Annotated in this window: 16 protein-coding genes; 5 read left to right on the top strand and 11 right to left on the bottom strand. The window is 67.1% G+C overall.

Features of this window, described 5'->3' with window-relative positions:
- The first annotated feature begins 20 nt into the window (after window positions 1-20).
- The gene (locus QO011_RS32620; protein ID WP_307281884.1) at window positions 21-788 is read left to right on the top strand and encodes a hypothetical protein; all 768 of its coding nucleotides are present in this window, start codon (window positions 21-23) and stop codon (window positions 786-788) included.
- Between the two features lie 109 nt (window positions 789-897).
- Here the strand turns inward: QO011_RS32620 and QO011_RS32615 are convergent, their stop codons facing one another.
- From QO011_RS32615 to QO011_RS32595, 5 genes are all read right to left on the bottom strand, one after another.
- Window positions 898-1,431: a phosphotransferase-like protein gene (locus QO011_RS32615; RefSeq protein ID WP_307281881.1), complete on the bottom strand. Its 534-nt coding sequence runs from the start codon at window positions 1,429-1,431 to the stop codon at window positions 898-900.
- A gap of 323 nt (window positions 1,432-1,754) precedes the next feature.
- Window positions 1,755-2,036 carry a hypothetical protein gene (locus QO011_RS32610; RefSeq protein ID WP_307281879.1) on the bottom strand — a complete coding sequence of 94 codons (282 nt, stop codon included), beginning with the start codon at window positions 2,034-2,036 and terminating at the stop codon, window positions 1,755-1,757.
- A gap of 261 nt (window positions 2,037-2,297) precedes the next feature.
- The gene (locus tag QO011_RS32605; protein WP_307281877.1) at window positions 2,298-5,003 is read right to left on the bottom strand and encodes a CRISPR-associated endonuclease Cas3''; all 2,706 of its coding nucleotides are present in this window, start codon (window positions 5,001-5,003) and stop codon (window positions 2,298-2,300) included.
- Between the two features lie 16 nt (window positions 5,004-5,019).
- On the bottom strand, window positions 5,020-5,286 hold the full coding sequence (locus QO011_RS32600; RefSeq protein WP_307281875.1) for a hypothetical protein: 267 nt from the start codon (window positions 5,284-5,286) through the stop codon (window positions 5,020-5,022).
- 142 nt (window positions 5,287-5,428) lie between these two features.
- The gene (locus QO011_RS32595) at window positions 5,429-7,378 is read right to left on the bottom strand and encodes an AfsR/SARP family transcriptional regulator (protein WP_307281872.1); all 1,950 of its coding nucleotides are present in this window, start codon (window positions 7,376-7,378) and stop codon (window positions 5,429-5,431) included.
- 391 nt (window positions 7,379-7,769) lie between these two features.
- On the opposite strand from QO011_RS32595, the gene QO011_RS32590 reads away from it, so the two are divergent.
- On the top strand, window positions 7,770-9,476 hold the full coding sequence (locus tag QO011_RS32590) for an ATP-binding protein (protein WP_307281934.1): 1,707 nt from the start codon (window positions 7,770-7,772) through the stop codon (window positions 9,474-9,476).
- 66 nt (window positions 9,477-9,542) lie between these two features.
- Window positions 9,543-11,225 carry a putative bifunctional diguanylate cyclase/phosphodiesterase gene (locus QO011_RS32585; RefSeq protein ID WP_307281870.1) on the top strand — a complete coding sequence of 561 codons (1,683 nt, stop codon included), beginning with the start codon at window positions 9,543-9,545 and terminating at the stop codon, window positions 11,223-11,225.
- A gap of 64 nt (window positions 11,226-11,289) precedes the next feature.
- On the opposite strand, the gene ctaD is transcribed toward QO011_RS32585, so the two are convergent.
- Window positions 11,290-12,891 (bottom strand): cytochrome c oxidase subunit I, encoded by a 1,602-nt coding sequence (ctaD, locus tag QO011_RS32580; RefSeq protein WP_307281868.1) that lies wholly within the window; start codon window positions 12,889-12,891, stop codon window positions 11,290-11,292.
- Between the two features lie 407 nt (window positions 12,892-13,298).
- Here ctaD and QO011_RS32575 point away from each other — a divergent pair, with 407 nt between their 5' ends.
- Together QO011_RS32575 and QO011_RS32570 are read left to right on the top strand one after the other, a co-directional pair.
- Window positions 13,299-14,102 (top strand): TIGR04222 domain-containing membrane protein, encoded by an 804-nt coding sequence (locus QO011_RS32575; protein WP_307281865.1) that lies wholly within the window; start codon window positions 13,299-13,301, stop codon window positions 14,100-14,102.
- Window positions 14,103-14,379: 277 nt separating this feature from the next.
- Window positions 14,380-15,396, top strand: coding sequence for a glycoside hydrolase family 26 protein (locus tag QO011_RS32570; protein WP_307281863.1), 1,017 nt, complete (start codon window positions 14,380-14,382; stop codon window positions 15,394-15,396).
- A 235-nt stretch (window positions 15,397-15,631) separates the two neighbouring features.
- Here QO011_RS32570 and QO011_RS32565 read toward each other — a convergent pair whose 3' ends face one another.
- The 5 genes from QO011_RS32565 to QO011_RS32545 all read right to left on the bottom strand — a co-directional run bounded on the left by QO011_RS32565 (window position 15,632) and on the right by QO011_RS32545 (window position 20,333).
- Window positions 15,632-16,087: a S1 RNA-binding domain-containing protein gene (locus tag QO011_RS32565; protein WP_307281861.1), complete on the bottom strand. Its 456-nt coding sequence runs from the start codon at window positions 16,085-16,087 to the stop codon at window positions 15,632-15,634.
- 129 nt (window positions 16,088-16,216) lie between these two features.
- The gene (locus QO011_RS32560; RefSeq protein WP_307281858.1) at window positions 16,217-16,867 is read right to left on the bottom strand and encodes a transposase; all 651 of its coding nucleotides are present in this window, start codon (window positions 16,865-16,867) and stop codon (window positions 16,217-16,219) included.
- A 550-nt stretch (window positions 16,868-17,417) separates the two neighbouring features.
- On the bottom strand, window positions 17,418-17,942 hold the full coding sequence (locus QO011_RS32555; protein WP_307281855.1) for an SMI1/KNR4 family protein: 525 nt from the start codon (window positions 17,940-17,942) through the stop codon (window positions 17,418-17,420).
- Complete coding sequence (locus QO011_RS32550) at window positions 17,943-19,421, bottom strand: DNA/RNA non-specific endonuclease (RefSeq protein WP_307281853.1); 1,479 nt, start codon at window positions 19,419-19,421, stop codon at window positions 17,943-17,945.
- Window positions 19,422-19,658: 237 nt separating this feature from the next.
- A complete protein-coding gene (locus tag QO011_RS32545; RefSeq protein WP_307281851.1) occupies window positions 19,659-20,333 on the bottom strand; it encodes a transposase in 675 nt (224 codons plus the stop codon).
- Window positions 20,334-20,553: the final 220 nt, after the last annotated feature.

Below are 20,553 nucleotides of genomic sequence, written 5' to 3'. Positions count from 1 at the left end.
GGCGCGGATCGGAGGACGCGATGAGAACCCTGCCTCTCGTGCTGGCCTGGATGCTGCTGGGCTGCGCCGCCGCCTCGGCCCAGGACGACGCGGCCCTGCGAACGCAGCTGCGGCGGGCCCTGCACGACGGCTATGCCGATGCGGGCCCCGGCCTGCCCAACCTGCCGGATCTCCTCACCGCCCGCTTCCCCGGCGACATGGATGCCTTCATCGACAAGGCGGCCGAAGCCGTCAAGGCGCATCGGCTGGGCGACATCAAGTCGAGCATCGCCGCGACGCTGGTGGCGATCCAGGCGCGGGACGGCGACCAGATCCGGGCCGCGCCGAAGGACGATCTCGTCGCGGTCGTCCGGGCCCAGCAGGACATCGTCCTGGCCATCACGCCGGACAACCCGGCCTTGTGCAAGGTCCTGGCCGGCGGCGGTCCGGCCCAGGCGGCGCCGTCCAAGGCCGTGGGCGACATCTTCGCCAGGCGGCTCTATCTCCTGCTGGCCGCCATCGCCGACGGGCGCGACCGGCCCGTGGGCAATCGAGCCCTGCAGGCGGACGACTACCGGCAATTCGCCCTCGAGGCCCGCGACCGCGGCGTCGACATCAAGGCCTGGGAGGTGCTGGCGCCCGATCGGATCGCGGCGGCGGCGCCCGACCAGATCTGCACGGCGCTCGCCTCCAGCTACGATGCCGTGCTGACGGCCGACGATCCCGTCGGCGAGCGGGTCCTGGCCGACATGACCGCCAGCCTCCTCGTCAAGGATGCCGGCGTCTACCAGCCCGCCCTCGGCCGCTAGGCTGCGTGGACGAATTTGATCAAGCAAAGGCCGGCGGCGAAACTGACGATTAATCTGAAGTCGGCGGCAGTCTCAGCCTGTACGTCGGAAGGCGGTCGTCGGCGGACGCCTACGATATACGCCATGAAGCGGATGGCCGCGCCCGCCATGCCTCGATGATGGACGAAACGACTGAATCGCTGGGTTTCGTGGTGTCGACTTCAATGTCGTAGCGGCAATAGTCATGTGTTTTCAGGTGATACAGGGCTTCGCCGATCGTCCGATCTCCGCGTTCGCGCTCGCGCCGTTCCATCTCCGCGAGAGGGGCATGCACGCCCACCCAAAAGGTGTCCAAGGGCGCGAACAACGCCTGCAATTGCTGCGCCCAGCTTGCTTCCTCGACGATGTGCTCGACGAGAATATCGTTGCCTGCTTCGGCAAAGGACACGATTGAGCGGTGAAAACCGTCAAAGAACCTGGCGCGTTCATCACTGAGGCAGGCATCAAGCACCTTTTGCTTGATGGCGCGAAAGCCGCCGTCTGCGAGTTGATCCGAAGCATAGTAGCAAAAAGGTTCGACCAACGCCGCCCGGAGCGCCTTGGCGAGCGTTGATTTCCCTGAACTCGAGGTGCCGTTCAATAAAATGATACGACCATTAGGCATGTCGGTTATTCTTCCAGCTGTTTCGCACACTTGCTGACGCTCGTAATAAAGCGGTTGCCTCCGATATAGAAAGGATGGTTTCCGCCAGCTTGGCCGCGACGACGCGCCTCATGAATCGATCGGGCGTCGGCGCGGCCCGCTGGATGACGAGCGGTCAAACCGTGCTGACCGGCTGGGCAAAGGGCCGTCTCGGATTGTTTCCGAGCCGCGATCACACCACGCTCACGCGGCTGCCCGGACCGCGAGGCGTCACACTTCGCCTCCAATCGGCCGGATTGCGAAGGCAAAGGCCGGATGGAAACGCTGCTCGGTTACGACCTCGTTCAATAGCCGCCAAGTGGTGCGGAGATGAAACCATGACCCGCCCCAGAACGACCTTCGCCGGCCTCCTCATGGGGCTTGCCGGAATTCTGGTCGTTTATGGCGTGCCCGCGACAGCGCATGCCGCCGCCATCGTGACCGGCATCAATTTTGTTCGTCCCACCTCTTTCAGCGTCGCGGAGCTCCTCGACGGCGACCGGGCGGAGCATGTCAGCTTTCGCGCTCCGCCGGCCCTGCTCGAAGCGGCGCGAGACCGGCGTCGGCTCGCCGACCGAACTCGGCATTCCGGCGCTCGCGTCCCTCGCCCAGCCGGATCCGGTCGCGGTCTTCCCGAAGCGGACGCGCGGGGTGCCGGGCAAAGAGCATACGCTTGATATTTGGTCTGCGTGAGGCCCTGCGCCGTCGCAAGCCCGAGAGGCATCGTCGATCGCCGCTGCGGCCCTGCCGGTGCTTGCTTCGGATCGCGACGACTTCACGCGGGTCCAGCACCTCGCGCCGGAGGGCGTCGTCGTCCACATCTGAGGCGGGCATCGCCTGCCCGAAGCTCACGCCAGCACGTCCGCGCCGTCCTGGCCGTCCGCCTGCCACCACAGCAGCCCCTCGCGCGGGCAATAGAGGCTGTCGTCGCGCAGCACCGCGAACTGCCGGGCCGGATCGACGAAGGCGACATGGCCGCTCTCGACCAGCCGGCGCCGGGCCGCCGCCGGCACCGCCACCAGGTGCGGCTGCAGCGCGCGCGCCGCCTCGCCGGGCTGCAGCCGGCCGCCGGCCAGCGCCGCCAGCACGTGCTGCGCCCTCTCCTCGGCGGCGACGATGACCGGCTCCAGCCCGCCTTCGTCGAGGCGGAAGGCGTCCGCCACGCTGCGATAGGCGAACCGGGTCTGCCCGGTGCTGATGGTGAAGCAGCCGAGCACCGAGGCCCGCCGGTCCGCGGCGCCGGCCTGCCGCAGCACGATGCGGTCGAGCTCCGCCTCCTCGCGCCGTCCATAGGCCTCGTCGAGATAGGCGGCCATCGCCTCGGGGGAGAGCAGGTCCTCGTGCCGGCGCGCGACCTGGCGCATCGCCTCGACGAAGGGCTCCAGCTCCGGCGGCGCGCCCGTGCCGGCCGGCCGGAACACGGTGACGAGGCTCGCGCGCGCCGGCCGCCGGCCGTCGCGGTTGCACAGCGCGGTCGCCTGGAGAAGGCGGTCGAGGCCGGCTTCGGCCCGCCAGACCAGCGGGAAATCGAGCGCGCCCGCCATCTCGACGAGGCAGGTCGCCACCAGGCGGCACGGCCGGCCGGCGGCGAGCTCCCGGCGGGCCTTGGCGAGCGTGCGCTGCCGGTCGGCGGCGACCTGCCCGGCGCTGAGATGCAGCAGGCCCTCGAGCCCCGCCGCGCGCCCGGCATGGTAGAGCGCCTGCGCCTGGCGGCGGCCGTTGACCACCACCAGCGCCTGCGGCGCCGTCGCCAGCGCCGCGAGGAGGTTGTCGGTCCGCGTCGCGCCCGGCTGCAGCCGCAGCATCGCATGCGGCGCCGGCGTGGCGGGCGGCGGCGCCAGGCTGCGGTCGAGGCCGATCTGCAGGCCACCGGCGAGGCGGGGCGCCGCCAGGGCCGGCGGCACGCCGGCGCACAGCACGACCGTGCAGCCATAGTTGAGCGTCAGCTCCTCGAGCGCGGCGACGCAGGCCCGCAGCACCGGCAGGGCGATGGCCTGGGGCTCCTCCAGGAGGATGACGGTCCCGGCCAACCGATGCAGCCGGCGGCACCGTGCCGGGCTGGCGGCGAACAGGCTCTCGAACAGCTCGGCATGGCTGGTGGCCACCACCGGCGCCGCCCAGTCCTCCATGACGAGGCCGCGCGTGTCGGCCGCGGCCGGCCGCTCCGCCTCGATCGTCATCGCATGCTCGAGCACGACCTCTTCGCCGAGCACGGTCCGCAGCAGCGCAGCGGTGCCGTCAAGGGCGGCCGGCGCGGCATGGACGATCCGCGCCATGCCGTGGTGCCGGGCATGGTCGAGGGCGAAGCCGAGTGCCGCGAGCGTCCGCGACGTGCCGGCCGGCGCCGTCAGGCTGAACACCCCGCGCGGCCGCGCCGCGGCGGCGCGCGCGCCGGCGATCGCGTCCGGCAGGCGTCCGGCAGAGCTCTCCTCGGCGTTGGGCAGGCCATCCGCCACATGGGCGTCGAGGCTGGCCGCCAGCGCCTCGGCGACGTCCGGCAGCCCGGGAGCGCCGGGATCGGCCGCCTCGCCGCGCGCCGTGGCGCGGACTTGCTCGGCATCGACGATGTCGGCGTCGACCAGGCAGGAGAACACCATGCGGCCGAGCATGGCGAGCTGGAAGGGCAGGAAGGCCCGATCGTGCCATCTGAAGCCGTGCGGGAACAGATTGGCGGCATCGGGAGCGATCTCGCTGCGCCAGCCCGGCGCGAGCGGCGGCGCCGCGGTCACGCAGAGCTCGGCGAGCGAACCGGGATGGCCGTCGCGATCCGGCAGGCCGTCATGATGCCCGGCGATGCAGAAGGCGGCGAGCTGGACGGCAAAGCCGTCCGGCCCTTCCGCGGCCAGGCGCAGCACCTCCTGCACGCCGGCCGAGACGTGGTCGGGGGCGGCGCCTCCCTCCAGCAGATGGGTCTGAAAGGCCTTGCCGTACTTGCCGAGGTCGTGCAGCAGGCCGGCGAGCGCCGCCAGCCGGCCGGCGCCGAACGGCTCGGCGCGCACGGCGGCGAGCGCCGACACCGCCCGCAGATGCGCGGCGAGATTCTGCCATTGCGCCGGGTCGCGGTCCACGGCGGCATGGGCGAAATGTCGCCCGCGCATCCGCCGCCGCCCGGGCGTGGCCTGGTCGGACCGGCGGGGACGCGCGCTCCGCGGCTCGTGCGGAGCCGCCTCGCCGGCCCGGCCGGCCGGCGCCGTGCGAATCAGGCGCAGGACGGCCTGCTTGACCACCTCGTCCGGCGCCCGGCTGAGGTGGCGCAGGATCTCGAGGTCCAGCGCGGTGCCGGTCGCGGCGGCCGCGGCCGCCGCCTCGCCGTGCGGCGCGCCTTCGAAGAAGGAGGTGACCGGCACGCCCAGCACCTTGGCGATCTCGCACAGGCGGTCGGCGCCGATATGGAGCGCCCCCTTCTCGCAGCTCTGGATCTGCTGGAAGGAGAGGCCGATGGCATCGCCCAGGGCCGTCTGGGACAGTCCGCGGGCGATGCGCGCCGCGCCGACCTTGCCCCCGACATAGGCGTCGATGGCAGAGGTGTCGATGGCGGAGGGGACGACCGTCATGACCGCCGGCGGCCTCTCAGTGCACGTCGCGATGGGCCCGGCCGCCGGCGGCCCATTGTCCGAGCTTGTGCCGGTCGAGATCGAAGCCGCGGCCGGCCATCTCCTCGACGATGGCGGTGATCGCCACCCTGAGGCAGTAGGCGGGCGTGTCGGCCTTCAGGTCGACCGCGTCGTGATAGGCATATTCGGCCAGCCGGGCGAGGCCGGCCAGGCGATACTCGTCGGCGTCCGTGTCGTCGTCGCGGTCGAGATCGGCCAGATGCTGGGCGGAGGCAGTCTTCATCGCTGGGCTCGTGCATGCGTGTCGCGGGCTCCGCCGGAAGGCGGGAGCTGCCGGATACGAGAACAGCACGGCGGGCGTTATACGAACGTGACCGGCCGGACGGCTCCCGTCTCTGCCGCCGGGCGCGCGCTCCGGGCCTGGCTCACTGGAAGCCCGCCGCCCGCAGGCCGTCTTCGTAGTGCTGGCGGCCTTGCGGGTCGCGGAAGGGCACCATCGCAAGCCAGTTCGCGATCCGGAAATCGGGATGCTCCTCCTTGACCAGGCGCACGACCCGCCGCGCTTCGGCTTTCTCGCCGAGCATGGCGAGCGATGCGGCGAGCAGGCGGTTGGCAGCGGCGGGGTTGCGCATGGAGCGCACGCTCTCGACCGCGTCCTGGTATCGGCCGAGCAGGTATTGGGCGCCGCCCGCCACCCACCAATAGGCGTCCGGCGGGAGCGGGTTGAGCTCGATCGCGTGCTCCAGCTTGCGCAGCCCGAGAGCGGGGTCGCCGGCATGGGTCAGCGCGTCGCCGTGGTCCACCAGCAGATCGGCATATTGCGCGTTCGCCCGCTCGGCCAGCGCCAGATCCGCCAGGCTGTCGTCGAAGCGCTGGGCGTAGAGGCGGGCGACGCCGAGCTCGCGATGCCCGCGGGCGTCGTCCGGGTCGAGGGCGACGGCGCGCTGGGCGAGGCGGATCGATTCCTCCAGCAGCGTCGGGTCGCGGCGGGCCAGCAGCAGCCATTCCAGCTGATAGGAGCGGGCGAGGCCGCTGACCGCCAGCGCGAAGTCCGGAACTTCCTCGAGCGCCGCGCGAAAGGCCTTGCGCGCCCGCCGCACGCTCGGCAGGTCCAGCGTCAGCTGCCGCAGGCCGAGCACGCAGTGCACGTAGGCGCCGGGATGGGCCCGCGTCTTGCTGCTGGCGATCTCGAAATTCTGGACGCCGGCGACGAGGGAGGGCACGATCCTGGAAGCCAGCGCATGATAGTGGCCGACGATGGTCTGGCGGTCGAAGCGGAACTGCTCGGCCCAGACCAGCTCCCGGCCCTCGGTGCGGTAGAGCTGCACGAACAGGACGGAATCCCCGAGCCGCCTCTCGACCCGGCAATCCACGACATAGCTGACGCGAAAGCGGGTGAGGAACGCCTGGGGGTCCTCGCTCTGCCCGATCAGGGCGGCGGTGTGCGGCGCGACCACCGCCAGCGCCTTCTGCCTGCACAGCTCGATCGTCATCTCGTCGACCAGGCCGCGGAGAATCTCGCCGAGCTCCGGGTCCTGGCCCCCGCCCACCGGCGGCAGCATGGTGATCCGCGGCAGCGGCGCGACCGATGGCGGCAGGGCCGGCGCGTCGACGGGGCGGACGTCCGGCTCATGGATGCGCGGCCGCGCCACGGGCTCGAACAGGCGCGCCGCCAGCTCCCGGGTCGCCGCCTCCGGCTCGACGTCGAGCTCCGCCTTCAGCCGCAGCTTGAAGCGGGTATAGGCGTCGCGGGCGAGCGAATGCTGGCCGTTGGCGTGGAGCAGGCGCATCAGCGTGCGGCACGCCCGCTCGTGATAGGGATCGAGGTCGAGCAGCCGATAGGCGATCGTCACCAGGCGCGCCGGCGACAAGCTGGTCTGCGCCGGATCCATCAGCGCACCCAGGGCGTCGACGAAGAGGAAGCGCAGACGGCTCCTGTGCAGCTCGATCTGGTCGCGGCATTCCGAGCCGGTGATGTCGAGGCCGGACAGGAAGTCGCCGCCATAGAGATGGGAGAGGGCTGCGATGTCGGGCTGCTGCGTCTCGGCGATGCAGCGCTGGAACTGCAGGAGGTCGATCTCGACGCCGGCCGGATCGAGGCGGATGTGCCCGGCCTCGAGGTGGAACAGCGTCAGCCCCAGCTCGTTCTGGCGCTGGGTCAGGCGGGAGATCAGCTGGCGGAGATTCAGCGCCGCGCTCGCCGCCGCCGCGTCCTCCCAGAGGAAATTGGCGATCGCCGTGCGCGGCGCCCGGTATTCCTCGCGCATCAGGAGGAGATAGCCGATCAGCAGGAAGCCTTTGCTCGGAAAGGCCACGGTCCTGCCTTCGCGATCCAGCAATTGCGGCGATCCCAGGAGGACGAGCCTTGGCGCCATGGACCCTTCTTCCGATTGCGGCGGCCGACGATGATTCGCCGCGGCCGCGGTGTTCGGTATGACGATACCCTTGCCACAATTCCGGCGCAAATGCCGCATCGCCGCACGGTCGCAAGGCCCGGATGCCGCCGGGCGTCCGCGGCGGAGTTCGGGCCGTCGAGCCAGCTGCGCATGGCCGTGTTAAGGCGACGTTAAGCGCGTTCGCAGATCGACATGGCGTAGGGGGAGGTTTGGAAAGGACAGTCTGGCGTGATGCTCCCATGGAGTCGTCGACAGCCAGGGTGCGCCCGTGATCACACCGAGTTTGGACAGCTCCGTTCTGCGCAAGTTGCCGGATACCGGGATCGGCGGCCGGGTGCTGTCGGTCCAGGGCTCGAAGGCCCAGGTCGGCATGCCGGCGCCCTGGCCGACGGAGGAGGGGCGCGCCACGGTCGGCCGCTTCCTGGCGATCCAGGCCGGCCGCCACCGCCTGATCGGCATGATCACCGAGGTTCTGGCCCACGGGGACGGCACCGGCGTCCACGGCGCCCTGGCCAATGTTGACCTGATGGGCGAGATCCGGCGCGACGAGGCCGGCCGCTTCACCTTCCAGCGCGGCGTCGCCGAATATCCCGGCATCGGCGACTATGCCGCGGTGATCGGCAACGAGGAGCTCCGGCTGATCTACAAGGCCTCGGCCCGGGCGACCGTCCGGATCGGCCAGCTCCACCAGGACCGGTCGATCGAGGCCCATGTCGACGTCGACAGCCTGCTGACCAAGCATTTTGCCGTGCTCGGCTCCACCGGCGTCGGCAAGTCCAGCGGCGTCGCCGTGCTGATCGGCGAGCTGATCGCCGCCCGGCCGGATCTCAGGGTGTTCGTGCTCGACGGTCACAACGAGTATGGCCGCTGCTTCGGCGAGCGGGCCAGCATCGTCAAGCCGGCGACGCTGCGGCTGCCGTTCTGGCTGTTCAACTTCGAGGAGCTGGTCGACATCGTCTATGGCGGCCGGCCGGCCGTCGCCGACGAGGTCGACATCCTCGCCGAGCTCATCCCGCTCGCCAGGAGCATGTACGGCCAGTACAAGGTGGCCAATGACCGCCTGAGCCTCAAGAAGGCCGATCCGCGCGTCACCGGCTACACCGTCGACACGCCGGTGCCCTACCTCCTGCAGGACCTCGCCGCCCTGATCGACGAACGGATGGGCAAGCTGGAGAACCGCGCCTCGCGCATGCACTACCACCGGCTGCTGGCGCGCATCGAGGCGATCCGCAGCGATCCGCGCTACGCCTTCATGTTCGAGAACGCCAATGTCGGCGGCGACACCATGGCGAGCCTGCTCAGCCATCTCTTCCGGCTGGAGCCGGACGGACGGCCGGTCTCGGTCATGCAGCTCGCCGGCCTGCCGGCCGAGGTGATGGACGCGGTGGTGTGCGTGCTCTGCCGCATGGCATTCGACTTCGGCCTGTGGAGCGACGGGGCCCTGCCGCTGCTCTTCGTCTGCGAGGAGGCGCATCGCTACGCCTCGGTCGACCATGCCGTCGGCTTCGGCCCGGCGCGGCGCGCGCTGGCGCGCATCGCCAAGGAGGGGCGCAAATACGGCGTCTATCTCGGGCTGGTGACGCAGCGCCCGGCGGAGCTGGACCCGACCATCCTCTCCCAGTGCAGCACGCTCTTCGCCATGCGCATGACCAACGACCGCGACCAGGCGCTGCTGCGCTCGGCGGTCTCCGATGCCGGCGCCAACCTGCTCGATTTCGTCCCCTCGCTCGGCACCGGCGAGGTGGTCGGCTTCGGCGAGGGCGTGCCGCTGCCGGCGCGCCTCACCTTCCGCACCCTGCCGGCGCATCTGGTGCCGCACAGCGAGGCGGTGGCCCGGCCGCCGGCCGGCGCCGCCGCTGCGTCCACCGCCGATTTCGTCCGCGCCGTGGTGGAGCGCTGGCGCGGCGTCGCCCTCGGTCCACGGACACGCCCGGAGGAGCCGGCGCCTCCCGCCGCGCCGCCGCGCGAGACGGCGCTCGCCGGCCCGGCGAGCCCCACGAGCCCGGCGAGCCCGGCAAGCCCCGCGAGCCTGGCGAGCCGGCTCGACGAGGCACGCTACCAGATCCTGAAGCGCTGACCGGCGCGCCGCCGGGCCGCTTGCGCCCGGCAGACCCTTCCTCCGGACCGCCACGAAGAAACGACCATGGATCTGACCAACGAGGCGGCGGCCAAGCCTCTCCTGCCAGCCGAGGCGCCGGACCTGCTCGCCGCGGTGCTGCGCGGTGCGCCCTTCGGGGTCAGCGTGCGCTCGGCCGAGGGCGAGGTGGTCTACGCCAACACCGTCGCCTGCGATCATGCCGCTTCGGCCCAGGCCGGGGCGGCGCCCTCGGACCGCGCCGCGCGCATCGTCGAGTTCGGTCGTGCCGCCGTCGCCTGGCGGGACCGATCCTACGACGCCACCTTCTCCTTCGACGTCACGCAGCAGCGTCGGCTCGAGGAGGACCTGTTCCGCCGGGCCTATTTCGACGAGCTGACCAGCCTGCCCAACCGCAGCCTGATGGAGCAGGCGGTCAACGGCCTGATCGCCGAGGCGGCGGCGCGCACGCCTTTCGCCCTGGCCTTCATCGACATCGACAACTTCAAGCACATCAACGACTATTACGGCCACGGCGTCGGCGATGCGCTGCTGGTCAACATCGTCCGGCGCATCGGCTATTGCCTGCGCCCGTCCGACATGCTGGCGCGGGTGGGCGGCGACGAGTTCGTGCTGCTCATCAACCCGCTCTCGCCGCTGGAGGCCCTGGCCGGCGACATCGAGGCGCTGCTCCAGCGGCTGAAGGAGCCGTTCTTCATCGACGGCCACGAGATCTTCTCCTCGGCCTCGGTCGGCGTCAGCCTCTATCCGCGTGACGGCGCCGACTACGACGTGCTGCGCGCCCATGCCGACAACGCCATGTACCGGGCCAAGAGCGGCACCAAGGGCGGCATCCATTTCTTCGATCCGAACATCGGCCACGCCGCCGCCGAGCGCGCCAAGACCGAGCAGCGCCTGAGGCTCGCCATCCGCGACCAGCGCCTGTGCTGCGCCTACCAGCCCAAGGTCGACTTCCGCTCCGGCACGGTGACCGGCGTCGAGGCGCTGCTGCGCTGGCGCGACGAGGAGGGCGTCATCCATCCGCCCGGCGACTTCGTAAACCTGGCGGTCGAGCTCGGCCTGATGGACGAGATCACCATGCTGGTGCTCGACGAGACCATGGCCTCGCTCGACCGCATCGACCAGGCCTTCGGGCCGGAGGCCCGCATCAGCCTCAACGTCGCGGCCAAGCAGGCGGACAAGGTGCCCTTCATGCGCGAGCTCGTGCGGGCGCTGGACGCGACCGGCATGCCTCAGCGCTTCATGGTCGAGCTGACCGAGGAGGCCTTCTTCGCCAAGAGCCAGTTCCAGAGCCACATCCTGCCGATGCTGCGCGAGATCGGGGCCGGCGTGTCGATCGACGATTTCGGCGCCGGCTATTCCTCCCTGTCGGCCCTGGCCGACATCACCGCCGACGAGATCAAGGTCGACCGCTCCTTCATCGCCTCCATCCACCAGCGGCCCCGCAGCCAGAGCATCCTGCGGGCGATCGAATCGCTGGGCGCGGCCCTCGACATGGCGGTGCTGGTGGAGGGCGTGGAGACGGCGGAGGAGCTGACCTATCTCATGGCGGCGACGCGCATCCGCTTCGCCCAGGGCTTCTACTTCGCCCGGCCGCTGTTCCTCGACGACGTTGCCGAGGGCGCCGCCGGCCTGGCGCAGATGCGCGCCCCGCGCCTGGCGCGCGAGGCGTCCCTCGGCCGCAGGCCCCCGGTGCGCCGGAGCCGGCCGCTGGGCGGCCGGGCCTTCTGAGCGGGCGGCGACGGGCCGGCCCGCGAGCCGGGGACCGCAGCCGCTCCGTCCTCCCGGCCGCCGGTCAGTGGATTTGCGGCAACGTCTCGAACTGGTGGAACGGCGGCGGCGAGGGCAGCGTCCATTCCAGCGTCGTCGCGCCTTCGCCCCACGGATTGTCCGCCGCCGGGCGCTTGGCCGCGAAGGCTTCGTAGGTCGCATAGAGGAAGACGAGGACGCCGAGGCCGGAGATGTAGGAGCCGATCGAGGAGACGAAGTTCCAGCCGGCATAGACGTCGGGATAGTCGACATAGCGGCGCGGCATGCCGGCGAGGCCGAGGAAGTGCTGCGGGAAGAAGGTCAGGTTGACGCCGACGAACATCATCCAGAAGTGGATCTTGGCGAGGCGGTCGCTGCACAGATAGCCCGTCATCTTCGGGAACCAGTAGTACCAGCCGGCGAAGATGGCGAAGACCGCGCCGAGCGACAGCACGTAGTGGAAATGCGCCACCACGTAGTAGGTCGAGTGCAGCGAGCGGTCGACGCCGGCATTGGCCAGAACCACGCCGGTGACGCCGCCGATCGTGAACAGGAAGATGAAGCCGGTCGCCCAGACCATCGGCGCCTTGAAGTCGACCGAGCCGCCCCACATCGTGGCGATCCAGGAGAAGATCTTCACGCCGGTCGGCACCGCGATCACCATGGTGGCGAACACGAAATAGGCCTGGGTGTCGACGTCGAGGCCGGTCGTGTACATGTGGTGGGCCCACACCACGAAGCCGACCAGGCCGATGGCGACCATGGCATACGCCATGCCGAGATAGCCGAAGATCGGCTTGCGCGAGAAGGTGGCGATGACGTGGCTGATGATGCCGAAGCCGGGCAGGATCAGGATGTAGACTTCCGGGTGGCCGAAGAACCAGAACAGGTGCTGATAGAGCAGCGGATCGCCGCCGCCCTGGGCCGCGAAGAAGGTGGTGCTGAAATTGCGGTCGGTCAGCAGCATGGTGAGCGCGCCGGCCAGCACCGGCAGCGACAGGAGCAGCAGGAAGGCGGTCACCAGCAGCGACCAGGCGAAGAGCGGCATCTTGTGCAGCGTCATGCCCGGGGCGCGCATGTTGAAGATGGTGGTGATGAAGTTGATGGCGCCCAGGATCGAGGAGGCGCCGGCCAGATGCAGCGACAGGATGACGAAGTCCATCGCCATGCCCGGCGTGCCCAGGGTCGACATCGGCGCGTACATCGTCCAGCCGCCGCCGAAGCCGCGGTCGTCCGGGCCGGGGCCGCCCGGCAGGAAGAAGGAGGTGAGGAACAGGCCGAAGGAGGCGACGAGCAGCCAGAACGACACGTTGTTCATGCGCGGGAACGCCATGTCGGGCGCCCCGATCATCAGCGGCACGAACCAGTTGCCGAAGCCGCCGATCATCGCCGGCATCACCATGAAGAAGATCATGATCACGCCGTGGCCGGTGACGACGGCGTTGTAGACCCAGGGGTTGACGAAGACATGCTGGCCCGGCGACTGCAGCTCCGCCCGGATCAGGATGGAGAAGAGGCCGCCGATCAGGCCCGCCCCGACCGCGAAGACGAGATAGAGCGTGCCGATGTCCTTGTGGTTGGTGGAATAGACGTATCGCCGCCAACCGACGGGATGATCGCCCTCGAGGGCCGGGACTGCGCTGGACACGGGTCGGGTTTCCTGGTTCTTCTGCCAGCTTGCAAGGCACGGGGATCGCCGTCGTCGGCTCCCGCGCCCGAACAGTCTGGAGACTGTTGCGCCCACCCGGCAGGGACGGTGGCATCGCCCAAGGGATGGCGGAAGCTGCCATATTGCCGCAGGAGGCGGGCGCCGGCTCGATGCCCCGCCGACGGGGCGCCCGCGCCTTGCGCCGGGGTGGCGGCGGCCTCGTCCACGCCCGGGATTCCGGCAGCTGGGCCAGCCGAAAGCCTTTCCGATCGAACCCGCGATGACCTTGACGTCGACGAAAATCCCGCCCTGAAACCGCTTGCGGCCCGGCATTCTCCAGGCTTCGCCTGCATCGGGCAGCCCGACGTCGCAGCAAATGGCTCATCTCGAGATCATGGAACGCACGCATGCTGGATATGACGGTTGCGACCCTGGTCTATGGAGCGGGGTTCGTCGCGGCCCTCGCCGTGACCCTGGCGCGACGCCTGATCATCGAGCGCCGGGTCTGGCGTGCCGGCGCGACGTTGCCGACCGGCAAGGTCTCTGCCTACCAGATGGCGATGATCAGCGGCGGGGCGTCGCGGGTCGCGCTGACGGGCGTGGTGCGGCTGCTCGGGCGCAAGGTGCTGGTGCCGGGGATCGCGGGGGTTCTGACGCCGGGCGGCGCCGACCATGAGCCGCTCGATGCCGTCGAGCGCGAGACCCTGGCGGTCGCGCGGACACCGGCGGTGTTTCCGGATCTGCTGGCCCGGCTGGAGGCCTCGCTCGAGCGCAAGGGCGTGATCGCGCAGCTGCGCCGCGACCTCACCGCCATGGGCTATGTCCGATCGTTGGGATCGCGGGCCTGGTGGGCGGCCTATGCGCGCAACATGCTGCCGTTCCTGGCGTTCATCCTGGCCGTGCTGTGCGGATGGGCGGGGCTGGCGATGCCGGCGGACGCACGGAGCTGGCTGGCGGCCCTCGGCGCCGGAGCCGGCATTGCGATGCTGGTCGTCGCCCTGCCGCGGCGCGTGACCGCGCTGGGGCGCTACATCGTCTGGTCGGCGACGCAGCACCACCCGGACCTGCGCACGGCACGGGCGGCTCAGGGCGAGGCGATCGAGATCAAGGCGCTCGGGCAGTCTGTGGCGCTCCACGGACCGGACGCGCTGGTGGGCAGCGACATGGCGTGGATTCCGGCGCTGCTGGCGCGGGCCGAAAGCTCGGGCTGAAGCCGGCCCCGGGGCATCGCCGCAGTCGTTCGCCTCGATGCCGGTGAGGCTCGATGCCGGCGGCCCCGGTCCCCGCAGGCTGCCCCGCTTCCGGCCGGCTGGTCCGCATGCCTCGGCGCGCCGATCGACATCCCCCTCGTTCCGGAGCACCGGAGCAATCTCCTGCGCCCGGCTGTCTCGATCGCGACGCGCGCCGGCCGGTCGTTCAGGTTTCAGTCATGTCGTGGGTGCTTCGCTCGGTGCCTGCAGACGAGCCTCCCCAGACACGGTGATGCGAATGACAAGGAAATCGCGCCGCGATACCAACGGTCTATGCCCGATGGCGCTCGCAATCCTGTGCTGCATGCCCCCTCTCGCGGCAGCGGCAGCCGGGACGGTGCCGGTGCTCGGCACCGATGCGGAAAGCGTCGCGCAGTATGACGCCACGGTGAGAGACGCGGCGCACGCATTGCGCTGGAATCTCAATTTCATGAAATACGATCAGCCGCTGAACACGAAGCTATTCGATACCCTGGCGCAAAGAGGGGTGACGCATATCGTCGTGACCGTCGGCCTCGAAAACAGCTTGGCGACGATCGAGCAGGGCAAGCTGGACGAGGACCTGAAAAAGCTCTCCGCCGAACTGTTTCAATGGCAGCAAAGCCACCCCCAGGTACAAGTCATCGTACGTCCCTTCCACGAGATGAACGGAGACTGGTATCCCTGGGGATTCAAGAAAGAGCACGACGGCAATTCGATATCGCAGTTCAATCCGGCATGGCGGCATGTGCGCAGCGTCATGCGGAGCGGCTTCCCTGATCTGCCGTTCATGTGGTGCCCAGGCGTCAATCAGGACAACAAGTTCGGCGCGTACTATCCGGGCAATGACGAAGTCGAGTATCTCGCCCTGGACGGATACAACCATTCCACCTCGCAGGGCGGGTGGACGAGCATGCGGCAGATATTCCACGACTCTCTGGTTGCCATCCGCTCGAACCCCGCCATCGATCGCACCAAGCCGCTGGTGATCGCGGAAACGGCGACGACGGAACCCGATGCCGCGGCTGCCGCGCTCGGGCACAGCAAGGCCGAATGGTTTGGCCGTTCCTTCGGCAACATGGGGTGGTGGCTGCACAGCGAGGCCCCCAAATTCAGAGTCGGCACCGTGCTCTATTTCAACTATCCCGACTTGCACACGGGCAAGGCGCTTTCGCCCGAAGCGTATAAGAACGATTACCTCGTGTACGATCCGCAGTTGCCGAACGCCTCGGTGAGCCGGTCGGCGTTCCGGGCATCCGTTCGCGACCTGCCTTGATGAAGGTGCCGGATCGCGTTCAGATGGCAGTGAACCGCGCCGGATTTGCCGGCGGTGGATTGCAGCGGCCCATGTCACCGCAGCTCATCGTCTATCGGGTGAGGTGGTGGACGTGATGAAGAAGAGGGGAGCGGGGACGGCTGCCCGGCTCGCTGTCCCAGGTCCGGGGTGCAGTCTACCAGTAAACTGCCACGTAATTCCCTCTCTCATCGTAGGCGAGCGCGCCGCGCTCGCGCTAGCGAAGCATCAGATTCATTTTACCTTCTTGGGGGTCAACATCGATCACTGACACACGAACGTCGTCACCAACGGAGATGGTTTTGTTGAGCGGGTTCTCGGAAATTCGCCCCAACGCCCCGCCTTCCATGGAAACGAAGAAGTCACCAATCGATACACTGAATACCTTTCCATCAAAAACTGTACTCGAATTCACTTTTGATAAATTTACATACGGATTATTTTCCGGATGAGCCTTTCTGATGGAGGCAAGCCATTGTTTTTTCTCTTCTATGTATTTTATAAGCTTTACTGCGACGAGTGTATTCATCAGTCCTAGTTGATTGGCAGGAGCACGCTCCGTCCATGACATCTCTGGTAGGTGTACAAATATTTCTGCGTCCTCATATTTAAGGAATACTCCATAATTTTCTTCCCTATACACGAAGGATTCAACTATATCACCAGAGTGCATCGCCGTTCTCCGTACTTCATTCTCGTGACTTCCAATTCCTCTGCCAACCCTCTCGGCACTACCACTGCCCCTGAGGCTTGTAGGTATTGGGGGACCCTAGCAGTATTGCTCTGGCATTGCGGGGACAGTTTACTCGACTCCGGCCGTGGTCCCGGCTTGCGTCGGGCCAGGACGCGCCCCGTCGTCGCTTCCAGCCCGGCAAGCCAGCCCGCGGAGCCGAGCGGACGCCCGCTCCTCTCGCTCCGGCGCAGCGCCGCGACCGCGGCTTCGTCCTCTGCGCTGTCGAGCAGGTCGGCGAAGGTCGCGCACCGGCGCGAGGTCGGTCAGGCCATCGTCGTGGCCGCTCAGATGTGCCCGGGTGCTCGCCCACGGCCAGTCCTCGGCCCGGGGCGCCAGCTTTGCCCGCACCGGATTGAGGCAGACATAGCGCACCGCATGGACGAAGTGATACTCCTCCATGACGACCGAGCCGAAGCGGCCCTGCCAGAGATGGCCGGTCCAGCCGTTGCGGGCGTTGATCCCTGCGGTGTAGCGCCGGTGCACCTCGCCGAGCAGGGCCCGCAGGCCATCCGGCCCGTCGGGCACGGCCAGCAGGTGCACATGGTTGGGCATCAGGCACCAGGCGAGGAGGCGCGTGCCCGACTTCGGCAGGTAGGCCTTCAGCAGGTCGAGGTAGGCCCGGTAGTCGTCTTCGGTGAAGAACCCCCGCTCACGGCGATTGCCCCGCTGCGTCACATGATGCGCGAGGCCGGGGACCACCAGGCGGGCGATGCGAGCCATGCCCCAGCCTAGCGAGAACGTAAGAAAAGTAAACTGTCCCCGTAATTCATATAGGCTCGAAATTTCTGACGAATTTCAGGTAGTCATCAAAAGTAAAATTCCTCCATAATTTCAAATATACATCGTAGTATCGCAACTCCTCGACGTGTTACCAAACATGAATATCTATATGATAAATTGGCGGTACCTCTTTCTTCCCGGCTGTTACAATGAGGATGCTCGGAACAAAACTGTTCCCGCGGTATTCTGGGATGACGGATATCTCGCTAGCCTCCCCGCGTCCAACCAAGGCAAGGAGTTCTGTGGTCGAATTCTCCTTTATCCGCCAAGCGCGATCGGAGATATACACGGTGTTCTCCGGCACCTCGCGCCCTCCGAGTTCTGTCGGCAAGAGCAGGACTCTCCTAAGGTGCCCCTTTCGGTAAGCGAGTTCTGCCGATTCCAATGTACAAATTTCGGATAAATCAATCATATCTATTGTCACACTTGTTGCTTTATGATCTGTCCTGATATGTGCATGATATGTCGCCCATAAGAATAAATAAAAAATCTAAGTGATACTAAATACTAATATTGACTCGACGAAAGATTTTGGAAATATATCGGATGTTATCTCTCCCTTGGCGAGATTTTCGATAAATCGCGTCAAACTGCAATTGTAATGTTCGTAAAGAGGGCTGCGAGCTTCGTTGACGACGATAGTCCAATCATTTGGCTTACCAGTTGTTTTCCAATGAATTACATCACCATTGTCAGTAAGGGCAACTGGTAAAATTCCACCAGGGACTGGGAATAGATCAGATTTAGTCACTTCCCCAAATTCGATTGATAATACACGCAGGGCTTCGAGATTCTTCTTTGATACTTCAATCAAATTTAATGATGGTCTGGTGGAAAATGGATTCAATATAGAAATAAAATCTCCAATTTTTCCACTTCCATATACATCTATAAATTCCTTGAAATCATCAGGAAGATGAGTCCCCAAGGACATTTCAACTTGCATCCATGACCCACGTGTCTCGACGGGGTCTGCGGGTGGTGGTATCAAAATTGTTAAGTTATCGATAATCATCTATCGTCCAGCGGGATCTAACACTGTAACATTCAGATTAAAGCCATTCTGGCTCGTGCCGCTGAGTGTAACACCTCTTGGGATTGGGTTCGAGCCATTGTAGATTGGCGTTGAAGAATACTTTACCGTCTCCCCCCCTTCAACGGCCGCTCGGACTTGGTTTTCGAAACCTCGCATGACAGGGCTGTTCACAGGATTTTGTTGCAACGTAACCAAGTTTCTAGATTCATCTCCCGAGCCGCCAAGTTGACGTCCTAATAGGTGCGACCGCGCCTGGTTGGACAAGGCCCCGTTTCCGCTCCAACCGGGCGGAGTGATGGCAGGATCAGCTGGTGTTCCCGTTCCTAACATATCCTTCGTGATTGTTGCTCGAACACCGGTGGGACGGCCGAGAGCGTCCAAAGGGCCGTAGTCAATTCCTTGCTTTAACGAACCCAAGGCTCCGATAACACCACTTTCGAACGCATTCTCAAACCGTTCCTTCTCCGCCTCCGGATCCTTGCCGCTCGTGAAGCCGGGTTCACGCGGGCCGAATATCGTTTCGACCTCCATCCTCTTTTCAAAGGGGAGTTGATGCTGGGGATCCTGTGGATCTCCGAGTCCCTCTCCTCCCGTCTGAGCCGTTCGTTGAGCAGTCGCGTCCGGATGCTCGGCGAATTGCCCCTGATCGAGCTCCGCTTTCAGCGTTCCCTGCGCCGCATCATGCTCCTGTTCGCCGATGTCGTGCGTGTCGTCATCGGCATAGTGTCCGCTCGGGTCCGCGACATTGACCGGATCGTTGGCGGCGTAGCCGTATCTGTCGGTGCCGACGGTGCCCTGGGTCGGGTCCCACCAGTCCGGTGAGACGAACCGCGCGATCCTCGGGTCGTAGTACCGCGCATTGAGGTAGAGCAGGCCGGTCTCGTCCTGGCGCTCGCCGATGAAGGCCTTGTCCTCGCGTGTCGTGGTCGAGGTCAGGACCGCCCGCTGGAAGCCGAACGGGGCGTAGCTCGAGGCGGTCGCCGGCGTGCCGGTGCCGTCCGCGACGATGCGCAGCGAGCCGAGGTGGTCCTTGAGCAGCGTGTAGGTCTGCACCGCCTGCCCCGGCACCGCCTCGCGCTTGGTCTCGGGGGTGGGATAGGTGATCCAGGTCGGCGTCGTCGGCACGCAGGCATTGCCCGAGGCCGAATAGGTCACCCGCTCGTCGCCGAAGACATAGAGCGTGGTCTCGTCCGGCTGCTGGCTCAGCGCCAGGCTGCAGCCGCGCGGGCTGGCCTTGACGGTCTTCTTCAGCCGCGTCCCGTCCGGCCCGTAGACGAAGCTCGAGGTCAGCGTCAGCACCCCGGCCGTGGAATAGGTGCGCACCTCAACCGGGCGGTTCTCGCCGTCCCAGGCGTGGTCGCGGTTGAGGATGCCGCCGAGCAGGCTCTGCAGCATGTTGCCGTCGGCGTCGTAGCTGAAGCTGTAATTGCCGGCGGTCGTTACCGCATGCGGCTGCACCGCCGAAGGGCCCTGGGCCGGATAGGCGTAGGTGCCGATCCCGGTCTTGGCGGTCAGGTTGCCGGCGAGGTCGTAGCTGTAGGCCTCGTTATAGGCGCTGTTGCCGGCATTGCCGGCGTGCTTGAGCTGGTCGAGGCCGTCATAGCCGTAGGTCCAGCTCTCGGTCGAGCCGGCGTTGAGCTGGTCGGTGACCGCCTCGATCCGCCCGGTCAGGGCCCGGGTGTAGCTCAGCGGGCATTACGGGGACAGTTTACTCAACTCCGGCCGTGGTCCCGGCTTGCGTCGGGCCAGGACGCGCCCCGTCGTCGCTTCCAGCCCGGCAAGCCAGCTCGCGGAGCCGAGCGGACGCCCGGTCCTCTCGCTCCGGCGCAGCGCCGCGACCGCGGCTTCGTCCTCTGCGCTGTCGAGCAGGTCGGCGAAGGTCGCGAACCGTTCGCGCACTGGCGTCAGGTCGGTCAGGCCGTCGTCGCGGCCGCTCAAGTGCGCCCGGGTGCTCGCCCACGGCCAGTCCTCGGCCCGGGTCACCAGCTTCGCCCGCACCGGATTGAGGCAGACATAGCGCACGGCATGGACGAGGTGATCCTCCTCCATGACGACCGAGCCGAAGCGGCCCTGCCAGAGATGGCCGGTCCAGCCGTTGCGGGCGTTGATCCCTGCGGTGTAGCGCCGGTGCACCTCGCCGAGCAGGGCTCGCAGGCCGTCCTGTCCGTCCGGCACGGCCAGGAGGTGCACATGATTGGGCATCAGACACCAGGCGAGGAGGCGCGTGCCCGACTTCGGCAGATAGGCCTTCAGCAGGTTGAGGTAGGCCCGGTAGTCGTCTTCGGTGAAGAACACCCGCTCACGGCGATTGCCCCGCTGCGTCACATGATGCGCGAGGCCGGGGACCACCAGGCGGGCGATGCGAGCCATGCCCCAGCCTAGCGAGAACGTAAGAAAAGTAAACTGTCCCCGTAATTCCGCAATTCCCGCCGCCGGCTGGTGCGCCAGCGACGTCAGCCAGCCGCGCGCCGGGTCGTAGCTCGCCGTCGAGACCAGCCCGTCCGCATGGGTCGTGACCAGCGGCTGCCTTGGGGGAGTGCGGTTCTGTCCTTGTCATCGTACGCAAGGCGCCTTCTGGCGTCCCTTCGAC

This window comes from Labrys wisconsinensis (assembly GCF_030814995.1).
GTDB classification, from domain to species: Bacteria; Pseudomonadota; Alphaproteobacteria; order Rhizobiales; family Labraceae; genus Labrys; species Labrys wisconsinensis.
Note: the sequence above shows the minus strand (reverse complement) of the source record. Positions and strands in the feature narration are given on the sequence as shown.